Raw genomic sequence first — 23,419 nt, 5'->3', positions numbered from 1 at the left:
TTAAATAACCTCTGTTTAATAACAGAGGTTATTAATATTTAACTGAAAGGTAAACTCAATGTCAACAATAACAGAATCGCTGAATACGATCAATTCCCTGGAGGAAATGGCCGAGGGCAATACGATTATCCATCGCCTCCATCCGATGGTCAAACTGATTACGACGATGCTTTACCTGGTGCTGGTAATATCGTTTAACCCTTATAATATTACTGGACTGATGGTGTTTGCTTTCTATCCGATAATTTTAATGGCACTGGCTGAGATTCCCTATAAACCCTTGCTGAAAAGGCTATTGGTAGCCTTGCCCTTTTCTTTTTTTGCGGGGTTATCAAATATCATTTTTAATCAGCAACTGGCTCTGATGATTGGGCCGATGCCCGTCAGTTATGGCGTTATCTCTTTTATCTCAATTATGGTTAAAACCATTTTTACGGTTATGGCAGTGCTGATCCTGATTGCCACAACCTCGTTGCCAAAGATTTCTTATCAGCTGTTATCCATCAAAGTACCTAAAATTATTGTGGAGCAAATCATGCTGACCTACCGCTACATTTCGGTGTTGCTGGAACAGGTTTCAAATATGTATACCGCCTATATTTTAAGAGCCCCGGATTCCAAGGGGATCAAAATGAAGGACATGGGTATCTTTGTTGGGCAGTTGCTATTGAAAAGTTTTGACCGGGCGGAAAACATTTATATTGCCATGAAATGTCGCGGATACGACGGTAATTATCTTTATGCCAAACCTAGCCCGCTGGTAAAAATAGATTGGTTGTACCTGCTTTTAGTGAGTGGTATTTTGAGTTTGATGCGATTTTTTGACCTGAGCCAGTTTATCGGCAGTTTTTTATAATGAGGAGTTCTAATGCTAGAAATTGAAAAGTTAAACTATGCCTATCCCGATGGCCATCAGGCCATTCGGGATGTCAATCTAAAAATTAAAGAGGGTGAAAGCATTGCCCTGGTGGGGGCTAACGGAGCGGGAAAATCCAGCTTGTTTAAGCTGATTATCGGTATTTCTGATATTAAAGAAGGGTCAATTAAAGTTGAAGAACTGTTAGTTGAAAAAAAAACACTGAAAGATATTCGCCGAAAAGTCGGGATGGTTTTTCAGAACCCCGATGATCAGCTGTTTATGACAAAGGTTTATGACGACATCGCCTTTGGCCCACGAAATGAACTATTAACCGAGGAAGAAGTCGAAGTGCGGGTGGTCAGCGCCCTGGAGCAGCTGGGAATCACCCATCTCCGGGATCGGATGCCCCATCGCTTATCTGGCGGAGAAAAGCGGGTTATCGCTATTGCCACGGTGTTGGCGATGCATCCCCGGGTCATTTTGTTTGATGAACCGACCTCATTTCTGGATCCTCAAGCCAGAAGAAATGTAATTAATACTCTGGATTCCCTGAAGATGACCAAAATTATTGCCACTCATGATCTGGATATGGCCCTTGATATCTGTGACCGGGTGATTATTTTACACCACGGCAGCGTGTTCGCCGATGGCACCGTCAAAGATATCCTATTAGATGAAAAGCTCTTATCGCAATGTCATCTGGAGCTGCCCTTGTGCATGCAAAAACCGCGGGTTCGATAAGATTTGCCAAGAACTGCCGTACTGACCTATTAGCCGCTACGGCACCGTTAAAAAGCTTGATGCGTTCAAGCTTTTTTTAGATTCAAGACCGATATGTCGAGAAAACAAAAGAATCTTGAATTTATTTAAAGAATAACGCCGGGAATTGGTTTCCTAATTGAAATTTTAAATTTTATAAGATATAATTAATTCAATGTTTGGGAGGACAAACGATGAAAAAAAATGATTATTCAAATATTGGAAATGACATCAAGGATATTGTTCAGAATGCTTTGAATTCAGATGAATTTAAAGAGTTGAACAAGAACATCTCAGAGACAGTTACCCGAGCCATGGATGAAGTCAAACGAAGTGGTCAGTATTGGCAGGAGCAGCAAAGGCAGCAGCGGGAAAACAACCAGGAAACCAGAAAGCAGGCGGCCAATGCCAGAAAGACCCAGGAAAAAATGAACAAACCTCAGATAAAGGAAATGGCTGCCAGAAACAATCTTCAGAATGCCTACAATCCAGTTAAAAAACTGCCAAATAACCTGATTTCAAAATCACCTCATGGTCGGATCTCGGGCATGCTGTTGATGATCTTTGGAAATATCGGCATTGGTGTTTCATTGCTGTTGCTGCTTATATTTTCGGCGGTATTCGGTTTTGCATTTAACAGTATGCCGCTGTTGGGTATCAGTGGCGGGATTCTGTTGCCAATTTTTACGATTAGTGCGCTGATGGCGGCAAAGGGGTCAAACCTGCGGGGGCGAGTGAAACGGTTTCGTCAGTACGCCAGCCGCCTGAAAGGACGACAATTCTGCAAAATCACCGAATTATCAGATCCCATCGGTCGCAGCCGGAAATATGTGGTAAAAGATCTGCGTAAGATGATCAGCCTGGGAATGTTCCCCGAGGGTCGCTTTGATGAGCAGGAAGAATATCTGCTGATCAGTAATGAAGCCTATGAGAATCATTTGAAACTAAAAGAAGGAAAGAAACTCCAGGAAGAAAGTGCCCGATCGGAACAGCAGGCGCTGGATCAGAAAAAGAAACTGGAAGCCGAAAATCCCGAAATGAAGGCGGTTCATGAAGTGATTGCTGAAGGTCAGGATACGATCAGACAAATCAACGAAGCCAATGTAGCCATTGCTGGGGAAGTCATTTCTCAGAAACTGGATCGGCTGGAAAAAGTGATTACCAAGATCTTTGAATTTATTGAAGAAAATCCCGATGGATTGCCGGAAATACGGAAATTTATCGGCTATTATCTACCCACCACCTTAAAACTGGTATCTGTCTATCGCGATTTGGATGCCGAGCTCATTCAGGGAGCCAATATTCTGGCCACTAAAAAAGAAATCGAAGATACCCTGGACACCATCAGTCATGCCTTTGAAAACCTGCTGGACAGTTTTTATGAAGACACCGCCATGGATGTATCAACGGATATTTCGGTACTTAACACGATGCTGGCCCAGGAAGGGCTAACCAAAAGAGATTTTAAAAAATAACCGCTCAGCTTATGATTAAAAGCAAACAAGCTGATGACATTTTAACAATCATCAACATAAATTTATGATACGAGGAGAATAGTGATGGAAGATAATATGAACGATTATTCCCAGGCAACCCCGACCCTGACCTTTGACCCATTTGAAGAACAAAAAACAGTGACGGCCAATGTCCATCAGGAGCTGAAGGGTGAACGGCAAGTATTTGACGAAAGTCGACTGACCCCGGAAGAACGACGAATGGTGGATGATTTTGCCAGCAAAATCGATCTCACCAATTCCAGCCTGGTGATGCAGTTTGGGGTTGGAGCGCAGAAGAAAATTGCCGATTTCTCAGAAACGGCACTCAATAATGTCCGCACCAAAGACATGGGCGAGGTCGGCAAAATGCTCGGTGATATGGTGAATGAACTGCGGAACTTTGATGTGGAGGAGGAAGACAAAGGATTTTTGGGCTTTTTCAAAAAAAGCAGTAATAAGCTAAACTCCATGCAGACCCGCTATGCGACTGCCGAAACCAATGTCAACCGGATTACCGAAGCGCTGGAAAAACATCAGATGCAGCTGTTAAAAGATGTCGCGATGCTGGACAAACTTTATGATGTCAATAAAACCTATTTTAAAGAGCTGTCGATGTATATTATGGCTGGTAAAAAGAAACTCCAGGATGTCGAGGCTAAAGATTTGCCGGAACTGATCAAGCGCTCGCAGCTCAGCGGGCTGCCGGAAGATGCCCAGGCGGTCAACGATTTATCGGCGATGTGCAATCGCTTTGAGAAAAAAATCCACGATCTGGAATTGACCCGGATGATCTCCATTCAGATGGCACCGCAGATCCGGCTGGTTCAGCATAATGACACCTTGATGGCTGAAAAAATCCAGTCCTCAATCGTCAACACTATTCCGCTCTGGAAAAGTCAGATGGTGCTGGCTCTGGGAGTGGTTCATTCCGGACAGGCGGCCAAGGCGCAGCGGGAAGTCACCAATATGACCAACGAATTGTTACGAAAAAATGCCGAAACCCTGAAGATGGAATCCATCGCTACCGCCAAAGAATCGGAACGGGGCATTGTCGATATCGAAACCCTGCGAATCTCCAACGAATCCCTGATTTCGACGTTTGATGAGGTGTTAAGAATCCAGACCGAAGGCCGTCAGAAACGAAAAGAAGTGGAAGTCGAGCTTGAAAAACTAGAAAATGATTTAAAAGTCAAAATGCTGGAAATCAGACGATAGACAAAAAGACAATCAGTAGCTAATGCTGGTTGTTTTTTGATCATCAGGATAAAAATAACGAATATTGTATAATCGTCCAATGGCGCAATCTTTGACTGGCAGGTTAGTAAGTCGATGTCGCCGAGCAGATTCCAGAAGCAAAACTGGAGTTTTTTGAAGATTCCGGTCATATGCTATTTTGGTAAAAAGCGGATAAATTTAATCAGGTTGTTGTTGACTTTATCAAAGCCTGAAACGATTAGCTGCAATAGCACGGGTCATCTAGTTACCCATGCTATTGTTTTTAAGACTTAAGAAATATAATTTAAAGGAGAGCACAAAATGAAAATAGTGATTGCCCCGGACTCTTTTAAAGGATCCTTATCTGCCATTGAGGTTTGTGACATCGTTGAAGGTGCGATTCTTAAAATTATGCCCACTGCCGAGATCATTAAAATTCCCATTTCAGATGGTGGGGAAGGTCTTGTGGAGGTACTGGTCAGATACCGATCTGGTGAGCTTATAAAAATCAAAACAAAAGACCCCTTATCCAAAGAAATAACTGCCGCTTACGGTATTCTGGATGGGGGGGTGGCGGTTATTGAAATGTCGGCCGCTTCCGGCTTACCACTGCTTGCTGCTGGTGAACGCAATCCCCTGAAAACAAGCACTTATGGTACCGGAGAAATGATTGTGGATGCAATTAATCGGGGCTGTCGCAAGATTATTCTAGGTTTGGGCGGTAGCGCCACCAACGATGGTGGATTGGGGGTTGCTAATGCTCTGGGGATCCGGTTTTATGATCAGGACATGGAACTATTAGCGCCTTGCGGTGAAAATTTAAGCCGAGTGATGGACATTGATACCAGCCAGGTAGAGTCATTATTACAGGGAGTGGAGATAATCATTGCTTGTGATGTTGAAAATGTTCTCTGTGGTGTTCAGGGGGCGGCGGCGATTTATGGCCCCCAAAAAGGTGCTGACAGTGAAATGGTGGCTTTGCTGGATCAGGGACTACAGGATTTTGGACGGCTGCTGGAGAAAAAAGCGACCATGAATCTCGTCGAATTAAAGGGAATCGGCGCTGCTGGAGGGATGGCTTTACCATTGGTAGCCCTATTTAAAGCCCAGCTGAAATCTGGGCTGGATATTGTCCTGGACGAAATTGGTTTTGATTCCGCAATCAGCGGGGCAGATATGATTATTACGGGAGAAGGAAAAACCGATGCCCAGAGTGTCATGGGTAAGGTCATTTCTGGGGTTGGTAATCGGGGTAAAAACCAGAATATCCCGGTGGTGGTGGTCTCAGGTGCACTGGACGACGGTTATGAAGCCATTTATAATTATGGGGTGGTAGCCGCTTTTGCCATCTTCAGCAACGATCGGGGTCTGGAGTGGCATATGCAAAATGCCCCCCAATTATTGGAGAAAATCATCTACAACCTCTTTCGTTTTCAGTCAATTATATGTAAGATCCCGCCAAATATGAGGTAGCACAACAAGGCGTGTAGATGCTGGATAAGGAAACTTACGCCTTGGCAGTGGAACCCTATATCCGCAAAAATAAAATGGAGGAATGCCTGGGTTTTCAGCTCAAGTGCAGTGGCAATGACAATCGGCTGTTCATGATTATGCTCAATCATTATGAAAAATTAAAGATCCACCAATCTGGTAAAATTTGTCAGATATTATGGAATTGTAACTAAAAATATGATATTATAGTGACAAATAATATTTGAAAGAGGAATAAAATTGGACGACGTACCATTATCTGAGACACAAACGAAAAAAACAACTCATCTTATCAATTCGGTCATAGGAATGACTGATGGATCTATTTACTGGGAGGAATCTTAGTCGATGGACAGTAGTATTATAGGTTTTATGGCAGTTATGGTAGTGATGTTGCTGATGTCAGCTTATTTTTCGGCAACGGAAACGGCATTCACTTCCCTTAATCGTATTCGCATTAAAAATCTGGCTAAAGACGGAAACAAGAGAGCCGCCCAGGTATTGGCACTTTCTGAGCGATATGATGTCTTATTATCGACGATTCTGATCGGCAATAATATTGTCAATATTGCCTCAGCATCGATTGCCACGGTGGTTTTTGTTCGGTATTTCGGCAATGCCGGGGTGACGATTTCGACGGCCGTGATGACGATACTGGTGCTTATTTTTGGCGAAATTTCGCCAAAAAGTCTGGCCAAGGATTCGCCGGAAAGCTTTGCGATGTTTGCGACTCCGTTTATCCGGCTGCTGATTTTCATTTTAACGCCGGTCAACTTTTTTTTCACGCAATGGAAGAAAATGCTGGATAAATTGTTTAAGGTCAGCAGTGAAAGAAGTATGACCGAAGAAGAGCTACTGACGATTGTCGAAGAAGCCGAAAATGATGGTGGCATCGATCTCCAGGATGGGGAATTGATTCGGAGTGCCATCGAGTTTAACGACCTTGATGTGGATGATATCCTGACCCACCGGGTTGATGTGGTAGCCATTGATGTGGATAATCCCAAGGAAGACATTGCCAAAATATTTTTTGACACCGGCTTTTCCCGGTTGCCAGTTTATCAGGGCACCATTGATCAAATAATCGGTTTTATCAGCTACAAAGACTTTACCCACTATGTGAACAATGGCGACAGTAGCCTTGAGGAAATCATCAATCCGGTGGTATTTATTACCCCGAATATGAAGATATCCAAGCTGTTAACCCTGCTCCAGCAGAAAAAATGCCATATTGCTGTGGTTTCTGACGAATATGGCGGAACTGCCGGAATTGTCACCCTGGAAGATGTCATCGAAGAGTTGGTTGGCGAAATCTGGGATGAACATGATGAGGTTATTGACGAAATTGTAAAAATATCTGAAAATAAATATCGAATTTTAGGAAAAGCAAACCTGGGAAAAATGTTTGATTTGTTCGACATGGACGATGATTTTGATGTGATCACCGTGGGCGGTTGGATTGTTGAATTTTTGGATCGGGTTCCCGATGTCGGCGAGTCCTTTGAGTTTGAGAATCTGACCATTACGGTCATCCAGGCGGATGAACGTCATGTTATCGAGATAAATGTTGTTAAAAACGAAATAACTGAGTCTGAATAAAAATACTACAACAAAAAGCTCCGGAAGGTACTTGCCTTCCGGAGCTTTTTCTATTTTAGGCCATAATTCCATCAACGGTATGATTAAAGACTTCGACATAGTTGTCTCGCTGATCGATACTGAGTTCTCTACTTTTCAGTAAGTAAAGGTAATCTTCAAAAGATTGAACCAGCAGTTGATTGATCAGACGGTATTGCTCCAGGATTACCGGGTCTTTTTTAAAGCTCAGTTCCCAGGTATCCTTCATATAAGAAAAAATATGATTGGTCATATCTCTCATCATCCCGGCCAGCATCGCCACTCGGGGGTTAAGATAATCGGTATCCGCCTCATAGGTAGAGTGCGCCGAAATATTCAGCCGTCCCTGATCCTGCAGAGCTTTGTAGGAGGAGCTACCCTGGAGAATAATCATATGATGATAGAGGACATTGACGCTGATCTCCAGTTTATCTAGTAGGGCGTTTCGTCTTAAAAAGTCGTAGTTGACTTTCAGGTCTTCCAAGGTGGAGTCAGGTTCAAACATAATAAAGCCGACGCTGGGTTCGATGTCGTATTCTCGGAGGATCCTCAGGGCATTTTCATTGTCCGCTACCGTGGTCAGCTTATTCAGCCGTTTAAGCGCTTCGTCCCGGCCGCTTTCCAGACCAATGAGGATGTGCTTAAGACCGGCGTCGGTCAGAGCTTTGATGGTTTCGGCTTCGATATCGTTGGCTCGGGCTTCAATGCCAAAATTGATGTGGCGTTCTTTTAATAAACTGGCCAGTTTTAAAACCCGCTCTTTTCCGGCGCGACCCGGCCCGTAGAAGTTGGGATCCATAAAATAAAAGTAACGGATATCCGTTTCCTGCATCACTGCATCAATTTCGGCGATGATATTTTCAGGACTCCGACCCCGCCATTTCCGCTTTGTATCGCCATAGTAGGGATTGATATAACAGAAGGTGCAGCCGCCGTAACAGCCCCGGCTGCCGGAAATATTGACCTCGCCAAAAGAATAGGAACCCACGCTGCGCAAGGGGAAGGGCAATGAGTCGACATCGATGACCACTTCGCCGCGGGTGGCGACAATACCCTTATCGGTGCGTGCGGCGATTCCCGCCTGAGGAATGGTGGGAAAATTTTCGGCCAGCCTTAAAAAAGTCAGTTCAGCCTCACCTATTAAGGCGCCATCAATGACCGGACAGCGGTTGAGGATTTCTTCATAGGCAAAGGTGGGGTAAAAACCATAAACGCAGACATAGGCAATACCATAGGTTTGTTTGACGTGTTCGATAAACTGATAAAGGGTTTTGTTGTCCTCCCAGTGATAAACCAGGTGAATCCCTAAAATCGTCGGCTCCAGCGCCGCAATTTGTTCTTCAATGGCCGGATAATCCAATTGTTCCAGATAACCATCGACAATGGTCACCTCAATGTTATTGGCAGCCAGCATGCCGCCAATATAGCCGGTGTTCAGGCAGGCTGAAAGGGGGGCGTTGGCAATATCGTTACAGCGGTCGTCGCCGTAGGAGCGCGGATGTTCTAATAGGATGACGTTCATGAGGTGACCTCCTGCCACATAAAGATATTTTTTTTGGTATGATAGATTTCCAGATCGTAGCGAACCCGGTCAAAGGGCGCCGGGTTGTAATAGGTCGGGTAGAGGAGATCGGTTTCCGCAGTGATCACGCCATTTTCCAGAGCCTGTTGTTCGACCTTGGTGCCCGGTAAAATCCGGATATTATTAAGGACGATGGTGCCCAGGGTCTTGGAAGCATGATGGATCTCGTAAATCGCATCGATGAGATCTTTAGCTTCTTGCTGGGTCGCAGCGGTATCTCCGGGCGTATTAACGAGGAAGTGATAAACCGTAACGACACCACTGTTGGCCAGAACCTGGGCGGTATCGAGGATATCCTGAACCCTCATGTGTTTATCCATGGCATCGAGCGCCGTCTGACTCAGGCCGTCGGGGGACAGCGAAAAACATTCGCAGCCGGAGCGGGTATAGAGGGCGACATTTTCCTCGGTTAACAGGTTTTCCCGGAAAAAGCCGCTCCAGTTGATTTTCAGATCCCGACGGATGATTTCGGCACAGATCGAATCGAGATGATCGACAGGAATGTTGACCACCGAATCGGTGAAATGGATCCGCGTGACGCCGTAGGTGTCGTAGAGAAACTGGATTTCGTCGACCACCGCTTCTGGGGTGCGGCAGCGCATTTTAGTCCCCTGCAGCAGCGGATAGGAACAGTAGCCGCAGCTAAAACAGCAGCCTCGTTTGGTTTCCACGCCGATACTTTCGACATATTTATTGACAGTGAGGTAGGGTCGGGGATCGAGCAGATCACGGTTGGGCATCTGATAATCCAGCATATCATAGTCGCCGACTGGCGGAACGATCAATACCGTTTCGTTAGAACGATAGCAAAGCCCCGGCAGATGGGGTGGTGCATCAAGATTTTCCAGCAATGGCACAATGATTTTTTCGGCCTCGCCGGTCACGCCGAAATCAATTTCCGGGTATTCGCTCATCAGCCGTTCCGGGAACAGCGAAAAACCGGTGCCACCGACTAAGATTTTGGCATTGGCCGCGTAGCGTTTAATAAAAGCCAGCGTAACGGCAAAGCCGGGAATCAGCGATGAGGTTTTGTTGCCCAGGGGATCGATGTTTCGTAATGACAGGCAGACCACATCCGGCTGATGGGCATCGAGCTGCAGCCGCAAATCCCCGTAGGGATCGATCGCCATATTCATGTCAAAAAGCTGCAGCTGATGATTGGTTTGGCGCTCGACCTGGGATGCCAGCACGACGATCCCAATCGGATAAACCCGCTCGATGTCAATGCCCTCCATTGAGAGGGCTTGGATGAAAAGTATTTTCATGGTTTCTCCTTGTTATTCCAATAATAATAGTCCGTAGTATTTTACCATTTCTTTTTGGGAGGCCAGCGTTTTTAGCAGTTCACCATTTGCCCGGACGGTTTCAAAAACATCGATACTGGAACCTTCCATCGAGGGACGGCGGTTTTTGGTGTTGGCGCAGGGCTTTTCAGGATTGCAGTCGGGGCAGAGGGCACAGGGGCCGGACCAGAAAGCGAAGGCTTTATGATAACCAGTGGTAAAGGCCAGCTTTTCCGCCGCCAGTACTTGAGATTGAAAATCCCGGGTCGGCGGTTCTCCTTTTAACAGCAGGGCTCTGCTATAATTGGCTAGCAGCCCGATGGTTTCGCTCATTGTCAGGGTGTTGGCATCACAATTTTTCTTGCCATAAAAGTCGCATCCAAAACGGCACTTGCTGTGAACAAACTCGGAGACTACCACCGAAGCGGGTGAAATCTCAAGAACCGTATCAAAGCCGATGGCTTTAATCGGAAAAATCAACTTTTGGATCGGGGTAATCGTACAGGTTTCTAGAATGGCAGCAGACTTTGTTGCAAAAATTAGAGCGGTATCCGTTTCTAAGGGGATCAGCGGAGTGACTACCAGATCATTTTTTTTCAGTTCATTGATCACCCATTCACTGGAAAATATTTTGCCATTGTAGGTATTTATAAACATATTGATATCGGAAAGATGCGCCTTGACAGGGTGATGTTCCGTAAAAAAATCATGGATCAGGATGACGCCATCATCGGATAAATGCTTAGCGGCGGTTTCTAAAATCAGTTCATTTTCGGCTTCGGCATAAGCATGAACGATGTTAGAGAGAATGATCAACTGATATTTTTTAGAAAGTCCCCATTCGGGATCCAGGATATTAGCAGGATGATATTCAACACGATTGGGATAGGGCGTTGCTTCGACAAGCTTTTGGGTTTGGGGAAGCATCTGCTCAATGTCCAGGAGGGTGGCGCTGGTGTCCGGAAAGGTCTCTAAAAAGGCCAGGGCCATAGCCCCGGAGCCGGTCCCCACATCGAGAATAGCGCCGTTTAATGCGGTAAAAAAAGCAGTGCAATCTTTGGCTTTAAGCTTGGCCACATTGTCCATCGCCTTGATATATTTTGCCCGGCGCTGGTTCAGTTCATCTTCACTGATATCATCCGGCAGAAAGTTGACCCGGCCACCAGCGGTTAGGGAAGCTTTCAGGGTATTCCAGTCATCGGTAAGATTTTTGCGCCACAGTAGCGAGTCCCCCTGATAAAGGGGACTCGCTTTCAGTAAAAATTCTTTGGTAATCAATTGGTTATAATAAACATATTGGTAGTGTCCCAACAAGCCCAGGCTGTTTAGCAGCGCCAGATAACGGCCGAGAGCATGTTCATCAGCGCTTAGTTTTTGGGCGAGCTCAAAGAGATTGGCGCCGCCGATCCCGAAATCATCGATGGTCTGAAAAAGATCCATTTCCAACGCCGTGAACAGAGCATCAGAAACCCAGTAGGCGGTGGCCAGGTCTTCTAAATACTGGCCGCCGTTGGTATGAGGATCATACCCCTTCATGACCATTGGTTACTCCTGCATCGGCAAAGGTTAAGACGTCACAGATAACCCGCGCCGAGGATTCCACCAGGTGCATCGCCACCGCTGCTCCGGTACCTTCTCCCAAGCGGAAATTGAGGTTCAGCAGGGGTCGTAATCCCAGGGCTTGCCACATCAGCTGATGTCCCGGTTCTTCACTCTGATGGGAGGGAATCATGTAATCGAGCGATTGGGGACAGAGCGCCTTGGCAATTAGTGCGCCGGCGGTGGAAATAAAGCCGTCCACTAGAACCGGCACCTGATGATAGGCGGCTCCCAGGATCACTCCGGCAATCCCGGCGATCTCGAAGCCCCCGACTTTGGATAGCACATCAATCGGGTCGGTTTTATCGGGCTGATGGCGGTTAATCGAGTCCCGGATCACTTTGATCTTGTTGATCAGGGCGGCGTTATCAATGCCGGTGCCCCGGCCGGTTACCGATGAAACCGGATATTCAGCCATGACGGCTAATATAGCGGCACTGGGGGTCGTGTTGCCGATCCCCATATCGCCGGTGGCCAGCAGGTTGATCCCCTGTTCTTCAATCACCTTGGAAGCCACATTGATCCCGGCTTCCAGGGCGGCAATGGCTTGTTCCCGAGTCATTGCCGGTTCCCGATAAAAGTTTTTGGTACCATGGGCGATCTTGCAATCGATGATGGCGCCTTGTGAAACCAGTTCGGGCATATCGACGGCGATACCCATATCGACGACAATCACTTCGGCGCCAGCGGCTTTGGCTAAAATATTAATGCCAGCGCCGCCTTTGACAAAGTTTTCCACCATTTGCGGGGTCACTTCCTGGGGGAAGGCGGAAACGCCTTCGGCCACCACGCCATGATCCCCGGCCATCGTGATGACCATTTTTTTATCGACATTGGGGCGGATAGTGCGCTGAATCCCGGCCAATTGTTCGGCGACAACCAGCAGCTGACCGAGACTCCAGGGGGGAATCGCTAATTTTTCAATATGCTCCCGGGCGGCCTGACGCCACTGGGGATCAGCCGGTTCGGTAGAGTCGATGACGTGTTTTAAGGTATATTTGGTTTCGATCATGGTATTTATCCCTTCTACTTGGTAACAAATGAAACGTACAATTTATTTTAGCACTTTATTTGTGAGCTTCGTCGGGGCGGCATACCCGCCCGCAACAAATGGTTTATTATTTAGGCCAGTCCAAAAAACTCTGCTGCAACATCGGCCGGACATTTACTGTCGGCACAGACCGCACAGCCATGGGAGGGCTTTTGCGCCGCAAAAGCGGCAACCAGATTGGCCTGATTAATGGCGTTTTTGACCTGTTCCTCCTGGTTTCGGGAAACCCGCGCCCGGGACATCGCCAGATCGCGATTCCAGGCCGCACCGCTGCGCTTTAATACATTGGCGGCATTGGCGGCGATCCGGGTGGTTTCGACACCAATGCGGACATCTTCTTCATTGGGCAGACCCAAATGTTCGGCCGGAGTCAGATAACAAAGGAAATCAGCCCCGTGCATGCCGGCAAAGGCGCCGCCGATGGAACCGGAAATATTATCATAACCGGGAGCCACGTCGGTAGCCAGGAAGCCCAGAATATAGTAGGGGACATCAAAACAAAGCCGTTTTTGCAGTAGCATTGCGGCGGGAATATGATTCAGTGGCACATGGCCAGGACCTTCCACCATCACCTGAACACCAGCGGCCAAGGCTCGCTTGGTCAGCTCACCAGCCACCATTAAGCCGCGCAGGTGCGCTTGATCCAGAGAATCGGCATTGGCACCCGGACGGATAGCGTCACCGATGCTTAACACGGTGTCGGTCGCTTTAAGAATCTCCAGCAGTCGGTCAAATTCAGCATAAAGGGGGTTTTCTTTATCATTATGGAACATCCAACCGGTTAGCAGTGATCCGCCGCGGCTGACCACATCAGCTACCCGGCCGGTTTTCTTTAAAATATTGAGCAGATCCATATTCAGAGCCGAGTGTACGGCCATAAAATCCATGCCGGCCTGGCACTGTTTTTCGACCACTTCAAACAGGTCATCAGAGGTCATATTGACCATCAGACCCCGTTTATCAGCCGCTTCTTTGGCGGCCTGATAAACCGGTACGCAGCCGGCGGCGATATTAGAATTGCTTAAACTCAGGGTCCGCATGGTATCGATATCTTCACCCATACTTAAATCCATAAAGCCATGGGCGCCGGCGGCTTCGATGATTTTCAGTTTTTTGACTTCCATTTCCATATCATCCCGGTCACCAGAGGTGCCCATCAGACCGTTGACTTTGACATCCAGGCCACCACCGATGCCGCAGATATTAGAACGGCTTCGTAATTTATTTTTAGGAATGACGATCCGACCGGCGGCTACTCCGGCGCGGATGAATTCGGGAGTGAAGCCTTCGCTGATCGCCACCATTTCCATTTCTTCGGTAATTTTACCCTGACGGGCTTTTAACATTTGGGTCATGACTAGTTCCTCGCTTCCTGGTTTTCGTCTCGTAAATACTTGCCAACAATTTTCATGGCACAGAAGTCGCCGCACATGCTGCATTCGGATTCGAAGTTGGTACTACGATCCTTCCAGACCTGGGTGGCGGTTTCGGTATCGATCGCCAGTTCCATCTGCCGACCCCAGTTGAGTTCCCGTCGGGCATGGGACATTTCCAGATCCCAGGCAATGGCAGCCGGATGACCTTTGCCGACATCTCCGGCATGGGCGGCAATGCGGCTGGCCATAACGCCCATATAGACATCATCGGCATTCGGCATACCAATATGTTCTGCTGGGGTCACATAGCAGAGGAAGTCGGCGCCGTAATAGGAGGCGATCGCTCCGCCGATGGCACCGGTGACGTGATCCATACCAGCACCGGAATCGGTGGGCAGACAGCCGAAGACGAAGTAGGGTGCTCCGCCGCATAATTGTTTCTGTAATTGGACGGTGGTCTGGATCTGATCCAGGGGCACATGGCCCGGTCCTTTGACCATTACCTGAACCCCGGCCGCCCGGGCCTTTTTAACCAGGCCGCCGAGGATCACCAATTCGTGAACCTGAGCGCCGTCCAGCGAATCGGCGATACAGCCGGGGCGCATGCCGTCGGCAAAGCTCAGCACGACATCATATTTTTTACAGATTTCCAGCACCCGGTCATATTGGGTAAAAAAGGGATTCTCGCAGTGATTATGAACCATCCAGCCAATTAGATGGGAACCCCCATAACTAACCAGTGGATCAATCCGTCCTTCTTCTTTGGCACGGTTGATCACGTCCATGGTGGTGCCGCAGTGCAGGGCTAAAAAGCTGACGCCTTCAGAGGCATGCTTTTCCATCATCGCAAACATGTCGTCGGGAGTCATATCTAAAGCGGTGCCGTATTTTTCCTGAGCCACGGCCAAGGTCTGATAAAGGGGTAGGGTACCGACCGGTCGATCCACTGTGGATAAGACTTTTTCCCGCATTTCATCAATCGGACCGCGGACACTTAAGTCCATCAGCGTATCCACCTTGGCTTTGACGGCCTGGCTGATTTTAGCCATTTCGCCGGCGATCGTGTCATCTATTTCATACATCCCGACGCTGGCTGATACCTTGGTGAATAGACCTTTGCCGACGGCCACCGGGTTGATGTTTGGCCGGGAACTCATCAAGATGACGATTTCACCAGTGGCCACCCCCTGCCGAATCAGCTCGGGATCGATCCCTTCTTTTTCCGCCACATAAATCATTTCTGCGGTGATTTCACCAGCACGTGCTTTTTCCAGAATTGTCATCGTTTCCTCCTGAATGATCGTTGGTATTTAGATCTCAACGAATTTTGGCAAATAAAAAAGTCCACAGCGGTTATTTTTTACAATAACAGCCATGAACTTTACCTTCGTTCATTCAGGATCGATTCATAGGCAGGTCTCCTGACTCGGGGTTCTAGCGCTACGCCACACCTTCCCATTAAAAAACAGTGGTTTTTGTGGTTTGCTCCGCCCTTACAGTGATGGGTTCGTTCAGGACTCTCACCTGATTCCCTATTCTCCTTATTGCTAAGGCACCTATGCTCGCTTTTTTATTCACTTATTCTTAATTATACACACTAAAATCGAATGTGCAAGAAAAAAATAAAAAAAATGATTTCAGTGGTTGAAATAAAAAAATCGAATAAAACTATGTTATAATAAAAGTAAATGAATGAGGGAGGTGAGAGGATGAATATTGTTTTTGTCTGGTTGGTCTTGTTTGTCGTTTTTCTGGTAGCTGAATTAGTTACTGCTGGTGCCCTGGTTTCGATCTGGTTTTGTGTCGGGGCTCTGGTGGCATTGGTAGCCGCTTATTTTGGTGCCGCCTTCTGGTTGCAGATGACGCTTTTCTTTGTGGTCTCCATCGGTTTATTATTGGGAACAAAACCGTTTTTAAAGAAACACCTGGACCCCAAAACAATGGCCACCAATGCCGATCGGATCTTGCAAAACCGGGGGATTGTGGAGGAAGAAATCAATAACCTCAAAGGACAGGGGGCAGTCAAAATTGACGGCAAATCCTGGACGGCTAGAAATATCGATGGCGAAGCTGTCATTCCCGTTAATGCTGAAGTGATCGTGGTAGGAATCGAAGGGGTCAAGGCTATGGTTAAAGTAATGGAAAAAGAAACAGTTTCTGAATAAAAGGAGGAAAAAATTATGTATGGACTTATTGTTTTAGGTGTAATATTTATCATTTTTATTGTTGTGATTATTGTCAATGCCAAAATTGTTCCCCAGGCCAATGCCTATGTGGTGGAACGGCTGGGTGCTTATCACGCCACCTGGGAAACCGGTTTTCATATTGCCATTCCGATTTTTGACCGGATTTCTAAAAGGGTCAGCTTAAAAGAGCGGGTAGCTGATTTTCCGCCGCAACCAGTCATTACCAAAGATAATGTTACGATGCAGATTGATACGGTTATTTATTTGCAGGTAACCGATCCTAAATTCTATATGTATGGGGTGGATAATCCCATGAAAGCGATTGAAAACCTCACCGCCACGACCCTCCGTAACATCATCGGGGATATGGAGCTGGATGCGACACTCACCTCCCGGGACGTCATCAATACCAAAATGCGGGTAATTCTCGATGAAGCCACTGATCCCTGGGGGATTAAAATCAACCGGGTCGAGCTTAAAAATATCATGCCGCCAGAAGCGATTCAAAATGCCATGGAACGACAGATGAAGGCGGAGCGGGAACGTCGGGAAAAAATCCTGCAGGCCGAAGGGGAAAAAGCCAGCGCCGTGCTGGTGGCTGAAGGGGAAAAATCAGCGGCCATTCTTAATGCCGAAGGCTTAAAAGCCGCCGCCATTCTCAGTGCCGAAGCTGATCGCGAAGCGCAGATCAGACGGGCTGAAGGGGAAGCGGAAGCGATTATCAAGGTTCAGGAAGCAGTGGCCCAGGGCGTTAAAATGCTTAATGAAGCCGATCCGATCAAGTCAGTCATTGCCCTGAAGAGCTTGTCCACCTTTGAAAAGGTGGCCGATGGCAAAGCCACCAAGATTATTATTCCCTCTGAGATTCAGGGGTTAGCCGGTCTGGCAACATCGCTCAGTGAAATCATGAAAGATCAGACTAAAGTCAGTCAGTAAAGCTATTTAATCAACGACCATGAATGGGCAATTGGAAAACGCCAGCCGTTTCCCAGTTGCCCATAGTTTTTAAGCGGATGAATTAAGAAAGAAGGGATATTTTGGGGATCAGCAATACGCAACTTATCAAACGTTTCATACCATACTATCAAAAATACAAATGGATTCTGTTATTGGATCTGTTTTGCGCTACCTTGACGACGGTCTGTGATCTGGTTCTGCCGCTGATTGTACGGTTTATTACCAATACCGCCATCAATGAGCTGGCCAGTCTGACGGTCGAAACCATCTTAAAACTGGGGTTGGTTTATCTGGTGCTGCGGCTGATCGATGCGGTGGCCAACTACTTTATGGCCGATGTGGGTCATGTCATGGGTGCCCAGATCGAAACCGATATGCGCCGGGATCTCTTTTCACATCTCCAGAAGCTGTCATTCTCATTTTACAGCGACACTAAAATCGGTCAGCTGATGTCGCGGATCACCTCAGATCTTTTTGATGTCACCGAGTTTGCTCATCATTGTCCGGAGGAGTTTTTTATTGCTGGCTTAAAAATCGGGATTTCTTTTGCGATTCTTGGCTCGGTCAATATCTGGCTGACCCTGATTATATTTACGGCTCTGCCGGTGATGCTGTTGACCACCACCTATTTCCGGAAGAGAATGCGCCGGGAAATGAAGCGTTCCCGGGTCAAGACCGGCGATATCAATGCTCAGGTGGAAGACAATCTGCTGGGGATTCGGGTGGTGAAGTCTTTTGCCAATGAAAACATTGAAGAAATGAAGTTTGAAGTGGGGAACAGTCAATTTCTGGAAATCAAAAGAAAAACCTATCGCTATTTTGCCGGTTTTCAGACCACCACCCGGCTCTTTGATGGGCTGATGTATCTACTGGTGGTGGTCTGCGGGGGGATATTTATGATCAACGGCGCCATTAACCCCGGGGATTATATTGCCTACCTGATGTATGTCACCACCTTGCTGGCTTCAATCCGCCGGATTGTCGAATTTGCGGAGCAGTTTCAGCGAGGCATGACTGGGTTTGAGCGGTTTATTGAAATTCTGGATGAGCCCACTGAATATGAAAATCAGGCCAATGAAGTGGAACTGACCGATGTGGTAGGCGATATCCGCTTTGAAGATGTCAGCTTTCAGTACAACGATGGCGGCGAATCGGTGCTATCCCATATCGATGTCGAGGTGAAAGCCGGGCAGAACATTGCTATTGTTGGGCCTTCTGGCAGCGGCAAAACGACCATGTGCCATCTGATCCCACGGTTTTACAACGTCAGCTCTGGGCGGATTCTGATTGATGGTCAGGATGTTCAGGGTTTGACCCTGCACTCTCTGCGAACCCGGGTCGGGGTTGTCCAGCAGGATGTTTACCTTTTTTCGGGAACGGTTTATGAGAATATCAGCTATGGCCGGTCGGATGCCGACCGAGCCAGCGTGATTCAGGCGGCCAAACACGCCGGAGCTCATGCGTTTATTGAGAAGCTTCCTAAGGGTTATGATACCTATATCGGCGAACGGGGCATCAAGCTTTCCGGTGGCCAGAAGCAGCGGATCAGCATTGCCCGGGTGTTTTTGAAAAACCCACCAATCCTGATTCTCGATGAGGCCACCTCGGCTCTGGATAATGAAAGTGAACGCATTGTCCAGGAATCCCTGAAAGAGCTGACCCGGGGTCGAACCACCTTTACCATCGCCCATCGGCTGACCACCATCAAAAATGCGGACTCGATCTTAGTCCTCACCGAAGACGGGATTGTCGAAAAAGGCTCCCACGAAGAACTGCTCCGGGAAGAAGGGGTTTACTATGACCTCTACCAGATGTACCGGGAACTGGATGAATTGAACGAAGAGTTCTAGATACTAGCCGGACTTGATTATGGGGATAAAGGTTGGCAACCAGCTACCGTACCGACCAATTGTTAATCTATTGTTCGCTGCGGGCTCGAACAGGCATTCGCCGTGTTCGCCCCGATGCGTACAACATGATGTAACAATTGTCGGTACTACGGTATGTTTTTAACCTGAATGATTCAGCCGTTCATATTGCCGCAGTTGTAGCCAGCCAGGTCCAGGGTGATGGTTTTGATCCCGAGATTTTTCAGGGTGGCGATCAGGGCCAGACGGTTTTCGATGATGGCGGTAAAATCGCCGGGATCGCATTCGATTTTAGCGGTATCGCCCAGCAGCCGCAGCCGGTATTGGCTTAAGCCCAGGGCTTTGAGAAAATCCTCGCCGGCTTCAATGGCTGTCAGGGCTGCCGCAGTGATCGGGGTGTTGGTCGGAATCCGGGTGGCCAGGCAGGCCATGGCCGGCTTGGTGGCAGTGGGTAAACCGTAATAAGCTGAGATATCTCGGATATCCTGCTTGGTCAGGCCGGACTCTTTTAACGGACTGAAAACGCCTAGCTCACCCAGGGCTTTGATGCCCGGCCGGTAGTCTTTCATATCATCGAGGTTCGAACCGTCCAGAATCACCTCGTAGCCATTGGCCCGGGCCGTATCTTTGATCTGGGTAAAAATAAATTTCTTGCAATGGTAACAGCGATCGGCCGGGTTCTTGACAAAATTTTCCAACGAAAAAACATCAGCATCAATCACCAGGGGCACCGCCCCAATAGCTTTTGCCAGAAGCTGGGCTTCGGCAAATTCTGAGCTGGGCAGCATCGCACCATTGACGGTGATAGGCAATACATCAGACCCCAGCACGTCAACCGCCACCTGCAGCAGCAGGGTACTGTCGACACCGCCGGAAAAGGCAATGCTGACCTTGGGGAAACGTTTGATATTTTTTTTCAATGCAACCAGTTTTTCGGAAAGAACCGGGGACAGGGTGGAATTTATCTTCATAGTATCTCCTTGGGTGTGTCGTTCGAATTGTTTTATTTTAATAATGGCTATATTATAACTCCTTAAGAGGGTTCCCCGCCAGTAAATATTTTGTTATAATGTTTACATTAAAGGATAGGGGGATTACTGAATGTCCGTAAAAAAAGCCATCTCACTGGGAGTGGGAATTGGAGTTTTGTTTATCATCGTGTTAATCATATATGGGGTCACCCATACATTTAATCAGACCAAAAGTGAGGATCATCTGGTCAAAGGGGTGGATTTATCGGCTTACCAGGGCGAGATCGATTGGAAGCTGCTGGCGGATCAGAACATTGATTTTGCCTTTATCAAGGCCACTGAAGGCAATGATTACGTGGACACTAAGTTTAAGACCAACTGGGAAGAAAGTCAGAAAACCCAACTCAAGGTGGGGGCATATCATTTTTTAAATTACGACACTACCGGCAAAGCCCAAGCCAAGAACTTTATTGATAACGTACCGGTTTCGGATAAAAACTTACCGCCGGTGGTTGATCTGGAATTATATGGGATTTATGAAGACAACGCCTTACCTAAGGAGCAAGTCAAGGTCATCCTCGATGAATTCCTAAAAGAACTGGAAAATCACTATGGAGCCAAGCCGATTATCTACACGACCCAACGGATTTTTAAAATGTATATCGGGACCGACTACAAAGACTATCAAATCTGGATTGTTGATCTGGACAACGCCTGGCCGGAAACCCTGCCAAACGGTGAAACCTTTACTTTCTGGCAATACAGCCATCGGGGCATGATGGATGGTTATGATGGCGATGAAACCTTTATTGACATGAACCTCTACAATGGCACCTATGCTGAATTTATCAAAGAGTTTTTTTAAGAATAGAAAAAAGCTGCCATGACGGCAGCTTTTAGTTTATCGAATTAGTTTTTACAGAGAGTAAGTTAATTATAGACTTGCTTTCCATAAACCATGAAGGTTACAATATTCATAGGCAGCAATGACCTTATCTCCAGGTGTTAAGGCAAATTCAGCTTTGGGGGCACCGGTTTCGGCCAGACATTTTCGTTGGCCGCCTTCGGTTGTTTCTAGATAGACCCAGGCGATATGATGTTCTGGCGTCATTGGATGGGGAATGCTTCCGATATCGACGGTCACGGTATTACCACTAACGGTAATGACTGGAACGTGTTTTTCCTGGGCGGCATCAGTTGTATTAGGAACAACTTCGGTCATTGGATCGCCGCAGCAAATCATTTTTACACCAGATTCATGAATCATACCCACAAAATTCCCACAATGTTTACAGACAAAAAATTTTGGTTCTTTACACATAATAGACCTCCTAAGTCAATGTTAATCTCTTTTGTTATATTCCCAAAAGATAAAGAAATAAACAAATTAGATTAATTCTTGTTTATATTATAGCATAAGATTTAAAAAAGTGAAGACACAAATTGTTAATTTTGAAAGGAGAGAAGCGCAGCTTCGAGAAAAAAATGGAAAAACAATGGCTTGTATGGGCAAGAGAATTACAATCAATCTCTCAGTCAGGATTGACCTACTGCAAAAATGATTATGACTTGGAACGCTATCGTGAAATTGAAAAGTTGTCGAGAGAAATTATCGAAAAACATACTGAGATTTCCCACGAGGTGATCAAGGATTATTATGTCCGCGAAGAGGGCTATCTGACGCCCAAGGTCGATGTCCGGGGCGGGGTCATCGTAGAAAATAAAATCCTGCTGGTTCGGGAAAAGGTTGATGGTCGCTGGTCCCTGCCGGGAGGCTGGGCCGATGTTAACCGGACACCCCAGGAAAATGTTATTAAAGAAGCCTTTGAAGAAGCCGGGGTACTGGTTAAACCGACCCGACTGGTGGGGCTGCTGGATCGCAGTAAATGGGTTCAGGATACCTGCCCCTATACTATTTATAAAATCCTGATGCTTTGTGAACTGTTGGAAGGGGATTTTATATGCAATGCCGAAACCATCGAGAGCGGCTTCTTTGCCATGGATCAGCTTCCGCCGCTGTCGCTGGGTCGAACCACTGAAGCTCAGCTGGCACTCTTTTTTAAAGCCCACCAAAACCCGCAATACCATCCGATTTATGATTAAATGAACAAAAACCACAAGAACCAGCGATCTGCCGGTTCTTGTGGTTTTTATTATACAACAAAAGAGGTTGGTATGTTGGTACAGGTAATGGGGGTGGTGATCATTTTAGCAACACCGCTTTGTCCCTGAGTTTGCAGGGTTTCTTCCCTCGATTTGTTAATGGGGAGGGCACCATTGATCATTTTACCGTCTTCCGAGGCCGGAAAGAAATTTCCGTTCTTACTCAGGAAGGTAGCATAAACCCGGTATTGAGTCGCCCCGTCGGCGTCGGCAAAGGTATAAAAACCATCCTGGCCTTCCACCGGTGCATAGAACCCAAAGGGGAGTTCACCATCGTAAGCAGTGGTAATTCCGTTGGCCTTATCCACCTTGGATAGGGGAGAACTGCTGCTTTTTAAGGACAGGTTAACGCTTTGTTCATCGACCCGATAATCGACCTGGTAAAAACCTTCTCCGATCAGGTGAGACTGGTCACCGTCGATGGATTCTTTTTTTCCATAAACATAGTAAACCGGTTCCCCGGCGGTATTGGTAAAACCAAAGACACCAAACTGGACGGTGGTGGTGGCACCATTGGGATCATCCGGAATGGGGTTGGTGATGCTTAAGATCGAATCGAGATGCAAACCATCAGGTATCGTTGCTTTCGTGGGGACCGTCATCAAGGTGATATAAGCAGTGGTACCGTCATCTTTGTCGCAACCGGCGAATAGTAAAACAATCAGGGAAATAATTATGATAGTTAAGAATCTTTTTTTTGGCATGCCGTCGCTCCTATTTCATGTATGAGTATATTTTATAACACTTTTGGCACAATAGCAATCACACTTTAGTCACAATTATGTCCAAGAATCAAACATTCCTTGTGATTATGATGCTTTTCGTTTAAAATAGTATCAATGGTTGAGGTCATCGGTGAGCTTCCGTACCGACCAATTGTTAATCTGTTGTTTGCTGCGGGATCGGACAGGCTTCGCCGTGTTCGCCCCGATGCAAACAACATGAT

The 23,419-nt window shown here is 47.0% G+C and carries 21 protein-coding genes and 1 riboswitch; of the genes, 12 read left to right on the top strand and 9 right to left on the bottom strand.

The window, feature by feature from the left end; translation table 11 throughout:
* Positions 1-58 precede the first annotated feature (58 nt).
* The 7 genes from cbiQ (at position 59) to Q7J41_RS03065 (ending at position 7,419) form a co-directional block, all read left to right on the top strand.
* Positions 59-856 (top strand): cobalt ECF transporter T component CbiQ, encoded by a 798-nt coding sequence (gene cbiQ, locus Q7J41_RS03095; protein WP_304885140.1) that lies wholly within the window; start codon positions 59-61, stop codon positions 854-856.
* A 12-nt stretch (positions 857-868) separates the two neighbouring features.
* Positions 869-1,600: an energy-coupling factor ABC transporter ATP-binding protein gene (locus Q7J41_RS03090; protein ID WP_304885138.1), complete on the top strand. Its 732-nt coding sequence runs from the start codon at positions 869-871 to the stop codon at positions 1,598-1,600.
* A 212-nt stretch (positions 1,601-1,812) separates the two neighbouring features.
* Positions 1,813-3,093: a 5-bromo-4-chloroindolyl phosphate hydrolysis family protein gene (locus Q7J41_RS03085; RefSeq protein WP_304885136.1), complete on the top strand. Its 1,281-nt coding sequence runs from the start codon at positions 1,813-1,815 to the stop codon at positions 3,091-3,093.
* A gap of 84 nt (positions 3,094-3,177) precedes the next feature.
* Positions 3,178-4,329, top strand: coding sequence for a toxic anion resistance protein (locus Q7J41_RS03080; RefSeq protein WP_304885134.1), 1,152 nt, complete (start codon positions 3,178-3,180; stop codon positions 4,327-4,329).
* A gap of 321 nt (positions 4,330-4,650) precedes the next feature.
* Entirely contained in the window at positions 4,651-5,802 is a 1,152-nt protein-coding gene (locus Q7J41_RS03075) for a glycerate kinase (protein ID WP_304885132.1), read from the top strand.
* 17 nt (positions 5,803-5,819) lie between these two features.
* Positions 5,820-6,014, top strand: a complete 195-nt coding sequence (locus Q7J41_RS03070) for a hypothetical protein (RefSeq protein ID WP_304885130.1) — start codon at positions 5,820-5,822, stop codon at positions 6,012-6,014.
* Between the two features lie 154 nt (positions 6,015-6,168).
* The gene (locus Q7J41_RS03065; RefSeq protein ID WP_304885128.1) at positions 6,169-7,419 is read left to right on the top strand and encodes an HlyC/CorC family transporter; all 1,251 of its coding nucleotides are present in this window, start codon (positions 6,169-6,171) and stop codon (positions 7,417-7,419) included.
* Between the two features lie 55 nt (positions 7,420-7,474).
* Here Q7J41_RS03065 and Q7J41_RS03060 read toward each other — a convergent pair whose 3' ends face one another.
* The 6 genes from Q7J41_RS03060 to thiC form a co-directional block, all read right to left on the bottom strand.
* A complete protein-coding gene (locus tag Q7J41_RS03060; protein ID WP_304885126.1) occupies positions 7,475-8,959 on the bottom strand; it encodes a B12-binding domain-containing radical SAM protein in 1,485 nt (494 codons plus the stop codon).
* Positions 8,956-10,284, bottom strand: coding sequence for a B12 lower ligand biosynthesis radical SAM protein BzaD (bzaD, locus tag Q7J41_RS03055; RefSeq protein WP_304885124.1), 1,329 nt, complete (start codon positions 10,282-10,284; stop codon positions 8,956-8,958). Before bzaD ends, Q7J41_RS03060 begins: the two co-directional genes overlap by 4 nt.
* Before the next feature lie 12 nt (positions 10,285-10,296).
* Entirely contained in the window at positions 10,297-11,844 is a 1,548-nt protein-coding gene (locus tag Q7J41_RS03050; RefSeq protein ID WP_304885122.1) for a DUF2284 domain-containing protein, read from the bottom strand.
* The gene (cobT, locus tag Q7J41_RS03045) at positions 11,825-12,913 is read right to left on the bottom strand and encodes a nicotinate-nucleotide--dimethylbenzimidazole phosphoribosyltransferase (RefSeq protein WP_304885120.1); all 1,089 of its coding nucleotides are present in this window, start codon (positions 12,911-12,913) and stop codon (positions 11,825-11,827) included. Before cobT ends, Q7J41_RS03050 begins: the two co-directional genes overlap by 20 nt.
* Positions 12,914-13,023: 110 nt before the next feature.
* A complete protein-coding gene (bzaB, locus tag Q7J41_RS03040; protein WP_304885118.1) occupies positions 13,024-14,307 on the bottom strand; it encodes a B12 lower ligand biosynthesis ThiC-like protein BzaB in 1,284 nt (427 codons plus the stop codon).
* 2 nt (positions 14,308-14,309) lie between these two features.
* A complete protein-coding gene (thiC, locus tag Q7J41_RS03035; RefSeq protein WP_304885116.1) occupies positions 14,310-15,611 on the bottom strand; it encodes a phosphomethylpyrimidine synthase ThiC in 1,302 nt (433 codons plus the stop codon).
* Between the two features lie 110 nt (positions 15,612-15,721).
* Positions 15,722-15,903, bottom strand: a riboswitch (cobalamin riboswitch).
* Between the two features lie 134 nt (positions 15,904-16,037).
* Here thiC and Q7J41_RS03030 point away from each other — a divergent pair.
* The 3 genes from Q7J41_RS03030 (at position 16,038) to Q7J41_RS03020 (ending at position 19,321) form a co-directional block, all read left to right on the top strand.
* A complete protein-coding gene (locus Q7J41_RS03030) occupies positions 16,038-16,493 on the top strand; it encodes an NfeD family protein (protein WP_304885114.1) in 456 nt (151 codons plus the stop codon).
* A gap of 15 nt (positions 16,494-16,508) precedes the next feature.
* Entirely contained in the window at positions 16,509-17,450 is a 942-nt protein-coding gene (locus tag Q7J41_RS03025; RefSeq protein WP_304885111.1) for an SPFH domain-containing protein, read from the top strand.
* A gap of 107 nt (positions 17,451-17,557) precedes the next feature.
* Complete coding sequence (locus Q7J41_RS03020) at positions 17,558-19,321, top strand: ABC transporter ATP-binding protein (protein ID WP_304885166.1); 1,764 nt, start codon at positions 17,558-17,560, stop codon at positions 19,319-19,321.
* Positions 19,322-19,494: 173 nt separating this feature from the next.
* Here the strand turns inward: Q7J41_RS03020 and larE are convergent, their stop codons facing one another.
* Entirely contained in the window at positions 19,495-20,310 is an 816-nt protein-coding gene (larE, locus tag Q7J41_RS03015) for an ATP-dependent sacrificial sulfur transferase LarE (RefSeq protein ID WP_304885109.1), read from the bottom strand.
* 130 nt (positions 20,311-20,440) lie between these two features.
* Between larE and Q7J41_RS03010 the strand changes: the two genes are divergently transcribed.
* Positions 20,441-21,175: a glycoside hydrolase family 25 protein gene (locus Q7J41_RS03010; RefSeq protein ID WP_304885107.1), complete on the top strand. Its 735-nt coding sequence runs from the start codon at positions 20,441-20,443 to the stop codon at positions 21,173-21,175.
* A 69-nt stretch (positions 21,176-21,244) separates the two neighbouring features.
* Here the strand turns inward: Q7J41_RS03010 and Q7J41_RS03005 are convergent, their stop codons facing one another.
* Positions 21,245-21,631: a desulfoferrodoxin family protein gene (locus tag Q7J41_RS03005; protein WP_304885105.1), complete on the bottom strand. Its 387-nt coding sequence runs from the start codon at positions 21,629-21,631 to the stop codon at positions 21,245-21,247.
* 164 nt (positions 21,632-21,795) lie between these two features.
* On the opposite strand from Q7J41_RS03005, the gene Q7J41_RS03000 reads away from it, so the two are divergent.
* Positions 21,796-22,413: an NUDIX hydrolase gene (locus Q7J41_RS03000; RefSeq protein WP_304885103.1), complete on the top strand. Its 618-nt coding sequence runs from the start codon at positions 21,796-21,798 to the stop codon at positions 22,411-22,413.
* A gap of 50 nt (positions 22,414-22,463) precedes the next feature.
* Here the strand turns inward: Q7J41_RS03000 and Q7J41_RS02995 are convergent, their stop codons facing one another.
* Positions 22,464-23,177: a hypothetical protein gene (locus Q7J41_RS02995; RefSeq protein WP_304885101.1), complete on the bottom strand. Its 714-nt coding sequence runs from the start codon at positions 23,175-23,177 to the stop codon at positions 22,464-22,466.
* Positions 23,178-23,419 lie beyond the last annotated feature (242 nt).

This window comes from Acetobacterium sp. (assembly GCF_030652775.1).
Taxonomy (GTDB): Bacteria; Bacillota; Clostridia; order Eubacteriales; family Eubacteriaceae; genus Acetobacterium.
This window is presented reverse-complemented; position numbering and strand designations above follow the sequence as displayed.